Raw genomic sequence first — 15,296 nt, forward strand, 5'->3', positions numbered from 1 at the left:
GGGAGGGGCATGTCTGAAATAGCAACGGTAGCTCGCCCCTACGCCAAAGCAGCTTTTGACTTTGCTGTGGAAAACCAGGCTGTCGATAAATGGCAGGTTATGCTGGCGTTCACCGCTGAAGTAGCACGCAATGAGCAGGTAACCGAATTACTTTCTGGTTCTTTAGCATCAGAAAAACTGGCTGACATCTTTGTCGACCTTTGTGGCGAACAATTAGATGGTCATGCTCAGAATTTAATTCGTGTTATGGCTGATAATGGCCGTTTATCAACGTTGCCTGAAGTATTGAGCCAATTTATTCAATTGCGCGCAGTACTAGAGTCAACGGTTGACGTTGAAGTAACTTCTGCCATTGAGCTAACTAAACAGCAGCTAGCTAACATTTCTGCAGCGATGGAAAAACGTCTATCACGCAAAGTGAAGCTGAATTGCAAAATTGATAAGTCTGTTATCGCAGGCATGATTATACGCGCCGGTGACCTCGTCATCGATGGCAGTATTCGTGGCCGTTTAGAGCGATTAACGGACGTCTTGCAGTCTTAAGGGGACTGGAGCATATGCAACTGAATTCCACTGAAATCAGCGAACTGATCAAGCAGCGCATTGCTCAGTTCAATGTAGTGAGTGAAGCTCACAATGAAGGTACGATTGTATCCGTTAGTGACGGTATCATTCGTATCCACGGTTTAGCCGAAGTTATGCAGGGTGAGATGATCGCACTGCCGGGTAACCGTTTCGCTATCGCACTGAACTTAGAGCGCGACTCTGTTGGTGCGGTTGTGATGGGTCCTTATGCTGACTTAGCAGAAGGCATGAAAGTTAAATGTACAGGTCGTATTCTGGAAGTACCTGTTGGGCGTGGTCTGCTTGGCCGTGTGGTAAACACACTGGGTGAGCCGATTGATGGTAAAGGTGCAGTAGAGCATGATGGATTCTCACCTGTTGAGATGATTGCTCCTGGTGTTATCGACCGTCAATCAGTTGATCAGCCTGTACAAACAGGTTACAAATCCGTCGATGCCATGATCCCAATCGGTCGTGGTCAGCGTGAATTGATCATCGGTGACCGTCAAACAGGTAAAACTGCTCTGGCTGTCGATGCGATCATCAACCAACGCGACTCTGGCATTAAATGTATCTATGTCGCTATCGGTCAGAAAGCCTCTACTATTTCGAACGTTGTTCGTAAATTAGAAGAACATGGCGCGTTAGAAAACACCATTGTTGTTGTTGCTTCTGCATCAGAATCAGCAGCGCTGCAATACCTAGCTCCTTATTCAGGTTGCGCAATGGGTGAATACTTCCGTGACCGTGGTGAAGATGCCCTGATTATTTATGATGACCTGTCTAAACAGGCTGTCGCATACCGTCAAATTTCACTGTTACTTCGTCGTCCACCTGGACGTGAAGCATACCCTGGTGACGTTTTCTATCTGCACTCCCGTTTACTGGAGCGTGCTGCTCGCGTTAATGCTGAGTACGTAGAAGCTTTCACTAATGGTGAAGTTAAAGGTAAAACCGGCTCTCTGACTGCGTTACCAATTATCGAAACGCAAGCAGGGGACGTTTCTGCATTCGTTCCTACGAACGTAATCTCTATTACCGATGGTCAGATCTTCTTAGAATCTAACCTGTTTAACGCAGGTATCCGTCCAGCTGTTAACCCAGGGATCTCCGTATCTCGTGTGGGTGGTGCAGCTCAGACTAAGATCATGAAGAAACTTTCTGGTGGTATCCGTACTGCACTTGCGCAGTATCGTGAGCTGGCAGCATTCTCACAGTTCGCTTCAGATCTGGATGATGCTACCCGTAAACAATTGAACCACGGTCAGAAAGTGACTGAATTGCTGAAACAGAAACAGTACGAACCAATGTCTGTCGCACAACAGTCTTTATCACTGTTTGCAGCAGAACGTGGTTATCTGGAAGATGTTGAAATTTCAAAAGTTGTGCCATTTGAAGCGGCTTTATTAGCTTATGCCTCTCGTGAACATGCTGATTTATTGAAAGAAATCAACCAGACTGGTACTTATAACGAAGAAATCGAAGCGAAGCTGAAAGGCGTGCTAGAAAACTTCAAAGCGACTCAGTCCTGGTAATAACTATTCGGCCTAATAGTTAAACATTAGGCCGTCTGGTTCATGAGGAGAAGCAGAAATGGCCGGCGCAAAAGAGATACGTTCGAAGATCGCCAGTGTGCAAAACACACAGAAGATCACTAAAGCGATGGAGATGGTCGCCGCGTCGAAAATGCGTAAAACGCAGGAACGCATGGCAGCCAGCCGTCCTTATGCAGAAACCATGCGCAGTGTGATTGGTCACCTTGCGTTAGGGAATCTGGAATATAAACATCCATACCTCGAAGAGCGTGAAGTTAAACGTGTCGGGTACCTGGTTGTTTCGACCGACCGTGGTTTGTGTGGTGGTTTGAACATTAACTTGTTCAAAAAACTGTTGGCAGACATGAAAGAGTGGTCTGAAAAAGGTGTGCAGGTAGATTTAGCACTAATCGGTTCTAAAGCCGCTTCATTCTTTGGCTCAGTAGGCGGGAATGTTGTTGGTCAAGTAACTGGTATGGGTGATGATCCAAAACTGTCAGACCTTATCGGTCCAGTCAATATCATGTTGCAGGCTTATGACGAAGGTCGTTTAGATAAACTGTATGTGGTGGCAAATAAGTTCATCAATACCATGGCTCAAGAGCCTAAAATTCTTCAGGTTTTACCATTACCACCAGGTGATGACGAAGAGCTGAAAGAAAAATCTTGGGATTATCTGTACGAACCTGATCCTAAGGCGTTACTGGATACTTTACTGCGTCGTTATATCGAATCGCAAGTTTACCAGAGCGTCGTAGAGAACTTAGCGAGTGAGCAGGCCGCCCGAATGGTCGCGATGAAAGCCGCTACAGATAACGGTGGTAACCTGATTAAAGAACTGCAATTGGTGTACAACAAAGCACGCCAAGCAAGCATTACTCAGGAACTTACAGAAATTGTGTCTGGTGCAGCCGCGGTATAACAGCTAGGTTTACGAATTACGTAGAGGATTCAAGATGGCTACTGGAAAGATTGTCCAGGTAATCGGCGCCGTAGTGGACGCCGAGTTCCCTCAGGATAGCGTCCCTAAAGTATACGACGCTCTTGAGGTTATGAATGGTAAAGAAAAACTGGTGCTGGAAGTTCAGCAACAGTTAGGCGGTGGTATCGTTCGTTGTATCGCAATGGGTACATCAGACGGTTTAAGCCGTGGCTTAAAAGTTGAAAACTTGGGCCACCCAATTGAAGTACCAGTAGGTAAAGCAACACTGGGACGTATCATGAACGTTCTGGGTACACCTATCGATATGAAAGGTGATATTGCAACTGAAGAACGTTGGTCTATCCACCGTGAAGCACCAACCTACGAAGAGTTATCAAACTCACAAGAACTGCTTGAAACCGGTATCAAAGTAATGGACTTAATCTGTCCGTTTGCTAAAGGTGGTAAAGTAGGTCTGTTCGGTGGTGCGGGTGTTGGTAAAACAGTTAACATGATGGAATTGATCCGTAACATCGCGATCGAGCACTCAGGTTACTCTGTATTTGCCGGTGTTGGTGAGCGTACTCGTGAGGGTAACGACTTCTATCATGAAATGACAGATTCTAACGTTCTTGACAAAGTATCGTTAGTTTATGGTCAGATGAATGAGCCACCAGGAAACCGTCTGCGTGTAGCACTGACTGGTCTGACTATGGCTGAAAAATTCCGTGATGAAGGCCGTGACGTACTGTTATTCGTCGATAACATCTATCGTTACACCTTAGCAGGTACTGAAGTATCAGCACTGTTAGGTCGTATGCCATCAGCGGTAGGTTACCAGCCAACATTGGCTGAAGAGATGGGTGTTCTGCAAGAACGTATCACTTCAACCAAAACGGGTTCAATCACCTCTGTACAGGCTGTATACGTACCTGCGGATGACTTAACTGACCCATCACCAGCAACTACGTTTGCTCACTTAGATGCGACAGTTGTACTGAGCCGTCAAATTGCTTCATTAGGTATCTACCCTGCGGTTGACCCACTGGATTCAACCAGTCGTCAGTTAGACCCACTGGTAGTTGGCCAAGAGCACTATGATGTCGCTCGTGGTGTTCAGTCTATCCTGCAACGTTATCAGGAACTGAAAGACATCATCGCTATCTTAGGTATGGATGAACTGTCAGAAGAAGATAAACTGGTTGTTGCGCGTGCGCGTAAGATCCAGCGCTTCCTATCTCAGCCATTCTTCGTTGCTGAAGTATTTACCGGTTCACCAGGTAAGTTCGTTTCCCTGAAAGACACTATCCGTGGCTTTAAAGGTATTCTGAACGGTGATTATGACCACCTGCCAGAGCAGGCGTTCTACATGGTTGGTACTATCGAAGAAGCAGTAGAAAAAGCTAAGAAGCTTTAATACGGCTGACGGGAGGTTGATATGGCCGATACATCGTTCCACCTGAAAGTTGTCAGCGCTGAAAAGCAGTTATATGACGGCGAAGTCAAACGAATTCAGGTAACTGGTAGCGAAGGTGAGCTCGGTATTTATCCGCAGCATACCCCGTTATTAACTGCCATAAAACCGGGCATGGTACGTGTCGTTAAAACATCGGGCGAAGAAGAGGTTATCTACCTTTCAGGTGGTATTCTCGAAGTTCAGCCGACTGGCGTCATTGTACTGGCAGATACAGCTATCCGTGGTCGTGATTTGGATGAAGCGAAAGCGTTGGAATCTAAGCGTAAAGCTGAAGAACACATTCAATCCTCTCATGGTGATGTTGATTATGCTCAAGCATCAGCAGAATTAGCCAAAGCGATTGCAAAACTACGTGTAATCGAATTGACTCGTCGTTGATGTAAATAGGCAGTCTATGAATAAAAAAGCCAGTTGGTTCTTAGCTAACTGGCTTTTTTGCGTCATGAAATATTTTGTGTGACGAAATATGTAGTATTATTTGGCATAAACAGGTTTACTTGCCATTCTTTACGGGAGTTATCGGGTTAATTATGTCTAATTCAGCTAAAAGCGTTGTTATTCTTGCTGCGGGAAAAGGCACCCGCATGTATTCACAGTTACCTAAAGTTCTTCATAAACTTGCAGGTAAATCCATGGTTCAACATGTGATTGATACTGCCAAGTCATTAGGTGCTCAACAAACACACCTTGTCTATGGACACGGCGGTGAACTAATGAAAGAAAAATTAGGTTCACAACCTGTTAATTGGGTACTACAAGCAGAGCAACTAGGAACAGGTCACGCAATGCAACAAGCTGCGCCTTTCTTTGCTGATGATGAAGATATCCTGATGCTTTATGGTGATGTTCCACTTATCACCAAAGAAACGTTAGAACGTTTAATTGAAGTAAAACCAGAAGGTGGTATTGGCTTATTAACGGTTATTTTAGATAACCCAACGGGCTATGGTCGTATTGTTCGTGAAAATGGCGAAGTGACTGGCATTATCGAACAAAAAGATGCTTCTGAAGAACAACTCAAAATTACTGAAATCAACACGGGCATTTTAGTAGCAAACGGTGGTGATTTAAAACGTTGGTTAGGTAAACTCAATAATAATAATGCACAAAAAGAGTATTACATTACTGACATTATCGCGTTAGCGTATAAAGAAGGTCGTAAAATTGAAACGGCTCACCCTCGTCATCATAGTGAAATGGAAGGCGTGAATAACCGTTTACAACTGGCTGCATTAGAACGTATTTACCAAACAGAACAAGCAGAACGCTTATTATTAGAAGGCGTTATGTTACTTGATCCTGCACGTTTTGATTTACGTGGCACATTAACTCACGGTAAAGATGTCGTGATTGATACTAACGTTATTATTGAAGGTGATGTAACTTTAGGAAATAACGTTGAAATTGGTACAGGTTGTGTTCTGAAAAACTGTGTGATTGGTGATAACTCGATTATTAGCCCATATACGGTGATCGAGGATGCAAACTTAGCACAAGAGTGTACTGTTGGACCATTTGCACGTCTTCGCCCAGGTAGTGAATTAGCGGATAAAGCTCACGTTGGTAACTTTGTTGAGATGAAAAAAGCAAGTTTAGGTGTTGGCTCTAAAGCTGGTCATCTAACTTATTTAGGCGATACTGAAGTCGGCGCTAACGTTAATATTGGTGCAGGTACTATCACTTGTAACTACGATGGTGCGAATAAATTCAAAACAGTTATTGGTGATGATGTCTTTATTGGTTCTGATACCCAATTAGTAGCGCCAGTGACGGTTGCTAATGGAGCAACCATTGGTGCAGGAACAACGCTCACTAAAAACGTGAATGAAAACGAATTAGTGATCAGTCGAGTTAAGCAAACTCATATCAGCGGATGGAAACGTCCAGTGAAGAAAAAACAATAATTTTAAGATAAGGGCGTATATTTAATTAGCGCCCTTTTCTTGTACGCTATTATTCTAAAAACAAAAAATATCCTCGCTTTCTACAATGGCTTGGGGAATAAACCAATCAGGTATAAGACATCCAAGTGCGAATAAACGCACAGTTTTAGGAATAACACAATGTGTGGAATAGTAGGTGCAGTTGCACAACGCGATATCGCTGAAATCTTAATTGAAGGCTTACGTCGTTTAGAATACCGAGGTTATGATTCTGCGGGTTTAGCGGTTGTGGATAATGACTGTAAAATGACACGTCTGCGTGAAGCTGGCAAAGTACAAATGCTGGCAGAAGAAGCAGAAAAGACACAAGTGATTGGTGGTACAGGTATTGCTCATACACGTTGGGCAACACATGGTGAACCTTGTGAAGATAATGCACATCCTCATGTATCTGGCACTATTGCCGTGGTACACAATGGTATTATCGAAAACTACCAAGAACTGAAAGCAGAATTAATTAAAAAAGGGTATCAGTTTGCTTCTCAAACTGACACTGAAGTGATTGCTCACCTTGTTAACTGGGAACAGCGTCAAGGTGGTACATTACGTGAAGTTGTACAACGCGTTATTCCTCAATTACGCGGTGCTTACGGCACTGTGATTATGGATAGCCGTACACCAGAGTTATTAGTCGCTGCTCGCTCTGGTAGCCCGCTGGTGGTAGGTCTTGGCGTAGGTGAAAACTTCCTTGCTTCTGACCAATTGGCATTATTACCTGTTACCCGTCGCTTTATCTACCTTGAAGAAGGGGATATTGTTGAAATTACTCGTCGCCACGTTCATATTTTTGATGTGAATGGCAATGAAGTTAATCGTGATACGATTGAATCAAATGTTCAATACGATGCGGGTGATAAAGGTGTTTATCGCCACTACATGCAAAAAGAGATCTACGAACAGCCTCTGGCGATTAAAAATACCCTTGAAGGTCGTTTAAAATCAGAAACTATCGATCTCAGTGAGTTAGGGTCTAAAGCTGAAGAGATCTTATCTAAAGTTGAACATATTCAAATTGTAGCTTGCGGGACTTCTTATAACGCAGGTATGGTTTCTCGTTATTGGTTTGAATCTTTAGCAGGTATTCCTTGTGATGTTGAAATTGCATCAGAATATCGCTACCGCAAACCAGCAACTCGCCGTAATAGCTTACTGATCACATTATCTCAATCAGGTGAAACAGCAGATACGTTAGCTGCACTACGTTTATCTAAAGAGTTGGGTTATTTATCTTCTTTAGCAATTTGTAACGTTGCTGGCTCTTCTTTAGTTCGTGAGTCTGAATTTGTTTTAATGACTAAAGCAGGTGCTGAAATTGGTGTTGCATCAACCAAAGCATTTACAACACAGTTAACCGTTCTATTAATGCTGGTGGCATATATGGGACGTATTAAAGGTGTTGCGACATTAGAACAGGAAGTTTCAACAGCATTACATGCATTGCCAAGCCGCATTGAAAGCATGTTATCGAAAGATAAAGTGATTGAAGCGTTAGCTGAAGACTTCTCAGAAAAAAGCCATGCTTTATTCTTAGGTCGTGGCGACCAATATCCAATAGCGGTAGAAGGTGCATTAAAGCTAAAAGAGATCTCTTATATTCATGCTGAAGCATATGCTGCTGGTGAATTAAAACATGGTCCATTAGCTTTAATTGATGCAGATATGCCGGTTATTATCATTGCTCCAAACAATGAGTTATTAGAGAAATTAAAATCTAATATCGAAGAAGTTCGGGCACGTGGTGGTTTACTGTATGTGTTTGCAGATCAAGATGCAGGCTTTGAAGAAAACGAAACGATGAAGTTAATTTCACTGCCTCACGTTGAAGAGCTTATCGCGCCGATTTTCTATACCGTACCATTACAGTTGTTGTCTTATCATGTTGCTTTAATTAAAGGCACAGACGTAGACCAACCTCGTAACTTAGCAAAATCGGTTACAGTTGAATAAAAATTAGCTTTTTATAAATAATTTATTGTTATTTATACTTAAACCCAGTGAAGCCTTAATTGGATCACTGGGTTTTTTATTATATTTATAGTGTTTTTCACCTTTAGTTATAAATAATATTTATTAAATAAGGCTAGCGTTACGAATTAACAACAATCTTAGTAATAATAATGTTTAATAATTATTGATGAAGAAGGCTTAACTTATAGAATAAATCACTAAAGTTAAACCGCTTATTCAATAGGCGTGTTTATTTACCTTTTCTAGGAATAGAATATTAAATAGTAAAATCTAAAATATATTTTATATTTTAAAAATAAATAAATAAATAAATATATTTATTATAATCCATTGTTTTTTAATGGTATTTGTTTTTTTATTAAAATAATTTTTTATAAATATTATGCTTTAATTTAAATTTTTATTATATTTATGTTTTATTCTTTCTGTATTAATTTGATTTAGAGAAGTGTTAATTTATGTTTTATTTGGTTTTATTTGTCTAATTTCTTATTTAAATAGTCAAGTAATATTCAGGTTAATTCTCTTATCTCATCCGATCTCTTATTCAATAGTTATATTTCTTCAAATTACGGTTTATCGCTAGTTTAATTAATTGTTGTTATGATTTTAAAAAATAGATGCAATCATATTAAATATATGTAAAGTTTAAGGTTGTTTTATTTATTAATAAATAATGAAAATTACAAATTAGCGCTAATGATCGTTCTTTAGCGTTTTATTGCAGTTTATAAGCGAGTTCTTTCAGGAGAAATAAAGCTCAAAAGTAAGCTAAGAAAAACTGCAAATTATAATTACAAGAGGTAAGAGAAATGCAAAACACAATTAATTCACAATACAATGAAATGGTTGAATTTTTAAAAGAATTAGTGAACACAGAAAGCGGATCTTATGATAAAGAGGGCGTTGATGCCGTTGCTAATTTACTGATTCAACGTTATGAGCAATTAGGCTTTATTGTTGAGGTTTTTAATAATGAAAAACTGGGCAATAATTATCGCTTAGTTCATAAAGAAGCCAAAGATCCACAGATTTTCATTGCTGCCCATCTTGATACTGTTTTTCCTAAAGGAACAGTGGCAGAACGCCCATTTAGTATCGAAGATACTCGTGCTTATGGCCCTGGTGTTATTGATATGAAAGCCAGCCATGTTCTGACTTATTATGCTATCAATGCACTTATGCAATCAGGTAATAATGCTTATAAAAATGTTGAAATCTTCTTAAATTGTGATGAAGAAATTGGCTCAAAAACTTCTCGTGGTCTGATTGAACAGTATGCCAAAAATAAATCCTATGCCTTAGTGATGGAGCCTGCTCGTGCTAATGGAGCGATTGTGAGTGCGCGTCGAGGTGTGGGAACTTATGAGCTTTTAATTGAAGGTAAAGCATCTCACTCTGGTATTGCACCAGAAGCGGGAATTAGCGCTATTCAAGAGCTCTCTTATAAAATCCAAGCATTACACGCACTTTCTCGTCATGATGACGGCCTTTCTGTCAACGTAGGATTGATTTCTGGTGGTACATCCGTTAATACCGTCGCACCTAATGCGCGTGCTGAGATTGACGTTCGTATTTCAACCGATGAGCAAGGTGTTGAAATTGATAAACTTGTAAGAGAAGTATGCAGCAAACCTGTATTAGAAGGAATTAAACTTACACTTAATGGTGGTATTAATCGCCCTCCTATGGTTAAAACACCTGAAAGTAGTGCATTAATTGACATCATCAAAGAGCAAGCTCGTCTGCTTGGTCTTGATATTGAAGATATTTCAACAGGTGGTGGCTCTGATGCTTCGTTTACAGCAGGGGTTGGCACACCTAGTGTAGATGGTTTAGGCCCTATTGGGGGATATCAACACAGCGATAAAGAATATATTGATTTGCCTTCATTAACCGAAAGAACGGTGCTATTTGCCAATATTTTAAAGCGCTTGTCTCAATAAGGTGAATGTATGGATAAGAATAAAAAAATAAAATGGGCTATGCCTGATGCTTTTATTATTATTTTTGGCATCGTTATCTTAGCCGCTATTGCAACTTATTTAATTCCTGCAGGCACTTACGAACGCGAAACAGTAAATGGACTAAATCGAGTTGTACCGGGTAGTTTTGGTTATGTTGACCAAAACCCTGCATCATTAATGGATGTTTTTTATGCCATTCCTGTGGGATTGAAGCAGTCAGCGAGTATTATTTTTCTGATTTTTATGATTGGTGGTGCGATTGCTATTTATGATAGAACTCGCGCTATTGATTCAGGGATCAATGCGTTAATTGTCAAAACAAAAGGTAATTATCAAGCACTGATTATTACCGTTGCGTTTATATTTGGAATGCTTTCATCATTAGGATTAGCTGCAAATGCGGTTATTGCTTTTATTCCAATAGGAATAGCCCTTTCGCGTTCGATGAAATTAGATGCCATAACGGGAGTTGCTGTTGTTTACCTAGGATATTATGCAGGAAATGCAGTTGGTGTTTTAGATCCTACTATTTTAGGTACAGCACAAACCTTAGCTGAAGTGCCTTTATTTTCAGGTGTGATTTTTAGAATTGTATTATTCTCAGTTCTGATTGTGGTCACTATTGCTTATATTGTTTGGTATGCAAGACGTATCGCGAATAATCCAGCTAAAAGTTATATGTATGGACTAGCAACAGATGATCCTGATTATGATGCTAACAAAGATCAAACCGTGGACGGTACTTTCTCTTTAATGCAGAAATTGAGTCTTGTGGTCTTTATTGCATTTATTGGATTGTTTTTATACGGTGCATTTGAATATAAATGGGGAATTGAGCACTTATCTGCCATCTTTATTATGATGAGTGTTGTGGTTGCGGCGATGTTTAAAATTGGCCCTAATGACTATATAAAAACCTTTATGAAAGGTGCTCAATCCTTAGTTTATGGTGCATTAGTCGTCGGTATTGCAAGAGCTGTGATTGTTATTTTAGATGAAGGTCGTGTACTGGATTCTATTGTTCAAGCCACACTCGTTCCATTACAGCAAACCTCTCATTTTTGGGGAGCGCAGTTACTTTATTTCTTTAATTTATTATTTAATTTATTGGTAACATCAGGAACCGGACAAGCTTCTATAGTGATGCCAATTATGGTACCTATCTTAGATATCTTGGATCTCACTCGCCAAACTGGTGTATTGATCCTTAAATTAGGCGATGGATTTACTAACATAATTACACCAACATCTGGCGTATTAATGGCAGTATTGGCCGTAGGAAAAGTGCCTTGGACTCGTTGGGTTAAATTTGTTTTCCCAATCTTGATGGTTTGGACCGTGATTGGTATGGCGGCGATTGGTATCGCAACCGCTATTAGCTATGGCCCTGTCTGATTTATAAAATAAGAAAATAAAATAGCCGCATATAATAAGCGGCTATTTTTTCAATTCTAATTAATTTGATGTTGAAAACCGAGCAATAATTGCTCTAATCCAAATTCGAAGCGACTTGTAAAATCATCAGCAAAAAGAACCTCTCTTGCTTGCCAAGTTTGAGGAAATTTATCTTGGACTAATTGCTCAAATGCCTCTCTTTTATCCATTAATTCTGCTTTTTCAATGAGCATGACGGATTGTTGTTCTATACAACATCCTAAAATAAAATAGAGTAAAGCCATTGTCATTTTGCTGGCTAATTGAGCTGAAGTACCTGACTGCATAATTGCATTAATAAAAGTATTATTTATACGTAATACATTTTCAGAAATGACATAAGTACCTGCAAATACTCTGGCACCGTCCCTATGATGTAAAAATGCGTTTCTTAAATCATAAGAAAGGCGTGTTATATCTTTTTTCCAATCATTATGAAATTCAAAATTTACGGCAACATCGCTGACTATTCTATCCGCGATCCCTTCAATTAACGTCTGTTTGTTATCAAAGTGCCAATAGAGAGAGGCTGCTTTTATCTGTAAAGCATCCGCTAGTTTACGCATTGTTAAGCCTTCAATACCTTCCGTCTCTAGTAATGCAAGGGCGGTATCTACTACTTTCAGCCGTTCAATTTTAGGTGTTTTCATAAATAATTCTCATTTCCCTCTTTTATATCTAACAGTGTTAGTTTACCATATTTACACAACCTAACAATGTTAGATTGCTGGTTAAGTGAGTGGAAATATCGTTATTTGGGAATGAAATATGAAAAACATACCATCAAGAAAAGAAAAAATAACAGAATTTATAATGACTTATACTCCTTGGATTGCTGTCATTTTAGTTATTGTATTGATTACAACTGCAACGTTAGATTGGGATAAATGGTGGAGTGATGCACGATATCAATCCACTGATAATGCCTACATAAAAACAGACCCTACAATATTAAAATCAAGAATGACGGGATTTATTTCTGAAATAAAAAAGGAGGATTATCAGTTTGTTAAACAAGGAGATGTTATTGCTATTATTAATGATAACGAACAGTTACTTAGTAAAGAGACCGCTATTGCCGAGTTTAAAAAGGCACAATTACAGTTTAATAATTTAAAAGAAGAGATAAAAGCGTCTGAACTTAATATCGAAACTTTACATAATCGCTATGAAGCGACAGTTATTGATGTCGCTCAAGCGAAAAGAAATCCTTTATTACGAAAAGATTTGATTCGAAGTGGGGCTATAACTCAACAAAATTACCTTGACGCTCAATCTGATTTACAACGTTTAATAAAATTACAAAGCGCAGCTAAAAATGAATGGGAGCAAGCTAAACAATCATTGGTATTACTTAAAGCTCAAGAAGAAATACGTCTAACAGAAAAAAATATTGCTCAAACACGTTATCAACAAACAGAAACAGAACTTACTTATACAAGAATAGAAGCCCCTTTTGATGCTCAGTTAAATAAAATAAAAGTCAATCTTGGTAGTTTAGTTACTCCTGGCACAGAAATTGTCACACTGACTCCTCTAAATCATATTTACATCATTGCGAATTTAAAAGAGACACAGATAAAAAAAATTCTTCCTGAACAAACTGTTTCTATCAATATAGATGCTTTTCCTAATGAAATATATCAAGGAAAAGTTCGTTATATTGGCGCGCAAAGTAGTGGCGAATCGGCACTAATTCCTGCCGATAATGCGAGTGGTAATTTCACTAAAGTTGTTCAACGTATCCCTGTTTACATCACTTTTGATAGTAATAATAAATTATTAGCTAAATTGCGTGCTGGCATGTCTGTCGAGGTAAAAATAGACACAGAAAGTTTATCTATAGAGGAGGTTGATGGTGACGCTTAATTTTTTGTCTGGCGCACAAGAAAATAGACCTTTATTTATCGTATTTTCTGTTTTTCTTGGTGCTATTTTATCTACGTTATTTATTCGTATGTTTTCTATTTCTTTGGCTGATCTACGAGGCATTTTTGCTCTAGATGTAGTCCAAGGATCTTGGTTAAACGTGGCAATTAATTCTGCTCAGTTAATCAGTATGACATTAGTACCTTGGTTTATGGTGATTTATGGTGCTGAGAAAATATTAATTAGTTCAAGCTTATTACTTTTTGTCTGTTGTATTTTTGTCTCTAGTTATGGCGATTTTATTGGGCTACCTTTTTTATTAATACTGCATTTTTTGATTGGTTTTTGTTTGGGTGTCTATTTGCCAATGACAATTTCTTTGGCATTAAGAAGTTTAAACCCTAATGTTTGGTTAATCGTTATGGCGGCTTATAGCCTACGTGTTTCAGTAGGAATGGATGCAGGAATAGGAATTTCAGGTTCAATATTTGAGATCTTAAATTGGCGCTGGCTCTATTGGGTTTCAATGTTATTTTCGTTAGCTATTATGTTTTTTGCTTGGCGTGGAATGCCAATTACACCTATCAATAAAGAGCAACTTGCACAAAGTGATTGGGGAGGAATGACATTAAAATGCCTAGGTTTAACTCTATTATATATTAGTGTTGTTCAAGGTGAATTACTTGGATGGTGGGACTCTGGGCTAATTATTTCTTGTTTACTTGGTAGTGCTATTTTAATACTGACTTTTATTATTAGAGCGGTAACTTATAGCAAAAGTTTTGGATATCTAAATTGGCTGACAAATTATAATTTAAGGGTCTGTTTTGTCATTGCTTGTTTATACGGTTTTTTAATGTTGCCCAACTCATTATTTGTGCCTTCTTTTTTGAGTATTGTTGCAGGTTTAAAAGCACAACAAATAGGAGAAATAAGCAATGTTGGTTTTATTACCTATCTTCTTTGTAGTCCTTTAGCCATTATTATCGCACGTCGGCTAGAGCCTCGTTTAGTGATGATGATCGGAATAACTATTATTGGTGCTTCTTGTTTACTTGGTCATCAAATTACTTATCAGTGGAGATCGGATGATTTCTTTTTGCTTATTGTGGTACAAGCTATTGGAGAATGTATTTTATTAATTGGTTTAATTGCTTCATTTGTGACCAATATTAAACCCAGTGAAGCGTTACACCTTGGGGCTTATATTTCAATAGCAAGAGTATTAATGCCAGCGCTAGCTGGAGCCTTAATGAATACGTATTTAAGAATATCTTATGATACACACCAAGGATCACTAAGGGGTTATGTACAAACAGGGGAACAAAAATTATTAGGAAAGGGGCTTGATAACGTTCAAGATGTTATGGCTTTAATAACAAGGGAGTCTCATGTCGCATCCTTTATAGATGGATTTCATTTAATAACATGGTTTGTTGTTTTAGGATTGATTTGTCTATTTTTTTTAAAACCTTCACCCGCTAATCCTATTGTGCCAACATTATTTACTATTCAAAAATAAAACTCTGCCTGTAAACGGAATACAGGCAGAGGAAAATAGCACTATCGGAGAGATATATCGCTATTAAAACAACACTACAGTAAGAATAAAACTAA

The 15,296-nt window shown here is 38.9% G+C and carries 12 protein-coding genes; 11 read left to right on the forward strand and 1 reads right to left on the reverse strand.

Annotation, left to right across the window (positions count from 1 at the left end):
- The first annotated feature begins 9 nt into the window (after positions 1-9).
- The 9 genes from atpH (at position 10) to AB4J89_RS17740 (ending at position 11,771) form a co-directional block, all read left to right on the forward strand.
- On the forward strand, positions 10-543 hold the full coding sequence (atpH, locus tag AB4J89_RS17700; RefSeq protein WP_006534344.1) for a F0F1 ATP synthase subunit delta: 534 nt from the start codon (positions 10-12) through the stop codon (positions 541-543).
- Positions 544-557: 14 nt separating this feature from the next.
- Entirely contained in the window at positions 558-2,099 is a 1,542-nt protein-coding gene (atpA, locus tag AB4J89_RS17705) for a F0F1 ATP synthase subunit alpha (protein WP_006534343.1), read from the forward strand.
- 58 nt (positions 2,100-2,157) lie between these two features.
- Positions 2,158-3,021 (forward strand): F0F1 ATP synthase subunit gamma, encoded by an 864-nt coding sequence (atpG, locus tag AB4J89_RS17710; protein WP_006534342.1) that lies wholly within the window; start codon positions 2,158-2,160, stop codon positions 3,019-3,021.
- A 34-nt stretch (positions 3,022-3,055) separates the two neighbouring features.
- The gene (gene atpD / locus AB4J89_RS17715; protein ID WP_023583323.1) at positions 3,056-4,438 is read left to right on the forward strand and encodes a F0F1 ATP synthase subunit beta; all 1,383 of its coding nucleotides are present in this window, start codon (positions 3,056-3,058) and stop codon (positions 4,436-4,438) included.
- Between the two features lie 21 nt (positions 4,439-4,459).
- Positions 4,460-4,876, forward strand: coding sequence for a F0F1 ATP synthase subunit epsilon (locus AB4J89_RS17720; protein ID WP_006534340.1), 417 nt, complete (start codon positions 4,460-4,462; stop codon positions 4,874-4,876).
- A 152-nt stretch (positions 4,877-5,028) separates the two neighbouring features.
- A complete protein-coding gene (glmU, locus tag AB4J89_RS17725) occupies positions 5,029-6,402 on the forward strand; it encodes a bifunctional UDP-N-acetylglucosamine diphosphorylase/glucosamine-1-phosphate N-acetyltransferase GlmU (protein WP_088494182.1) in 1,374 nt (457 codons plus the stop codon).
- Positions 6,403-6,561: 159 nt separating this feature from the next.
- Complete coding sequence (gene glmS, locus AB4J89_RS17730) at positions 6,562-8,388, forward strand: glutamine--fructose-6-phosphate transaminase (isomerizing) (protein WP_088494181.1); 1,827 nt, start codon at positions 6,562-6,564, stop codon at positions 8,386-8,388.
- A gap of 833 nt (positions 8,389-9,221) precedes the next feature.
- The gene (locus AB4J89_RS17735; RefSeq protein ID WP_088494180.1) at positions 9,222-10,355 is read left to right on the forward strand and encodes a M20 family metallopeptidase; all 1,134 of its coding nucleotides are present in this window, start codon (positions 9,222-9,224) and stop codon (positions 10,353-10,355) included.
- Positions 10,356-10,364: 9 nt separating this feature from the next.
- Entirely contained in the window at positions 10,365-11,771 is a 1,407-nt protein-coding gene (locus tag AB4J89_RS17740; RefSeq protein ID WP_102949440.1) for a YfcC family protein, read from the forward strand.
- A gap of 56 nt (positions 11,772-11,827) precedes the next feature.
- Here AB4J89_RS17740 and AB4J89_RS17745 read toward each other — a convergent pair whose 3' ends face one another.
- Positions 11,828-12,460: a TetR/AcrR family transcriptional regulator C-terminal domain-containing protein gene (locus AB4J89_RS17745; protein ID WP_368470147.1), complete on the reverse strand. Its 633-nt coding sequence runs from the start codon at positions 12,458-12,460 to the stop codon at positions 11,828-11,830.
- Between the two features lie 118 nt (positions 12,461-12,578).
- Here AB4J89_RS17745 and AB4J89_RS17750 point away from each other — a divergent pair, with 118 nt between their 5' ends.
- Together AB4J89_RS17750 and AB4J89_RS17755 are read left to right on the forward strand one after the other, a co-directional pair.
- Positions 12,579-13,679: an HlyD family secretion protein gene (locus tag AB4J89_RS17750; RefSeq protein WP_088494178.1), complete on the forward strand. Its 1,101-nt coding sequence runs from the start codon at positions 12,579-12,581 to the stop codon at positions 13,677-13,679.
- A complete protein-coding gene (locus AB4J89_RS17755; RefSeq protein WP_368470150.1) occupies positions 13,666-15,201 on the forward strand; it encodes an MFS transporter in 1,536 nt (511 codons plus the stop codon). The genes AB4J89_RS17750 and AB4J89_RS17755 overlap by 14 nt, the downstream gene beginning before the upstream one ends.
- The last annotated feature ends 95 nt before the right edge of the window (positions 15,202-15,296 follow it).

Source organism: Proteus sp. STS61-E (assembly GCF_040932335.1).
GTDB lineage: Bacteria > Pseudomonadota > Gammaproteobacteria > Enterobacterales > Enterobacteriaceae > Proteus > Proteus mirabilis_B.

Coding starts and splice junctions, on each gene's coding strand:
- AB4J89_RS17740 (WP_102949440.1), top strand. CDS start 10,365: ATGGATAAGAATAAAAAAATAAAATGGGCTATGCCTGATGCTTTTATT.
- AB4J89_RS17735 (WP_088494180.1), top strand. CDS start 9,222: ATGCAAAACACAATTAATTCACAATACAATGAAATGGTTGAATTTTTA.
- AB4J89_RS17720 (WP_006534340.1), top strand. CDS start 4,460: ATGGCCGATACATCGTTCCACCTGAAAGTTGTCAGCGCTGAAAAGCAG.
- glmU (WP_088494182.1), top strand. CDS start 5,029: ATGTCTAATTCAGCTAAAAGCGTTGTTATTCTTGCTGCGGGAAAAGGC.
- atpH (WP_006534344.1), top strand. CDS start 10: ATGTCTGAAATAGCAACGGTAGCTCGCCCCTACGCCAAAGCAGCTTTT.
- AB4J89_RS17750 (WP_088494178.1), top strand. CDS start 12,579: ATGAAAAACATACCATCAAGAAAAGAAAAAATAACAGAATTTATAATG.
- atpD (WP_023583323.1), top strand. CDS start 3,056: ATGGCTACTGGAAAGATTGTCCAGGTAATCGGCGCCGTAGTGGACGCC.
- atpA (WP_006534343.1), top strand. CDS start 558: ATGCAACTGAATTCCACTGAAATCAGCGAACTGATCAAGCAGCGCATT.
- AB4J89_RS17745 (WP_368470147.1), bottom strand. CDS start 12,460: ATGAAAACACCTAAAATTGAACGGCTGAAAGTAGTAGATACCGCCCTT.
- atpG (WP_006534342.1), top strand. CDS start 2,158: ATGGCCGGCGCAAAAGAGATACGTTCGAAGATCGCCAGTGTGCAAAAC.
- AB4J89_RS17755 (WP_368470150.1), top strand. CDS start 13,666: ATGGTGACGCTTAATTTTTTGTCTGGCGCACAAGAAAATAGACCTTTA.
- glmS (WP_088494181.1), top strand. CDS start 6,562: ATGTGTGGAATAGTAGGTGCAGTTGCACAACGCGATATCGCTGAAATC.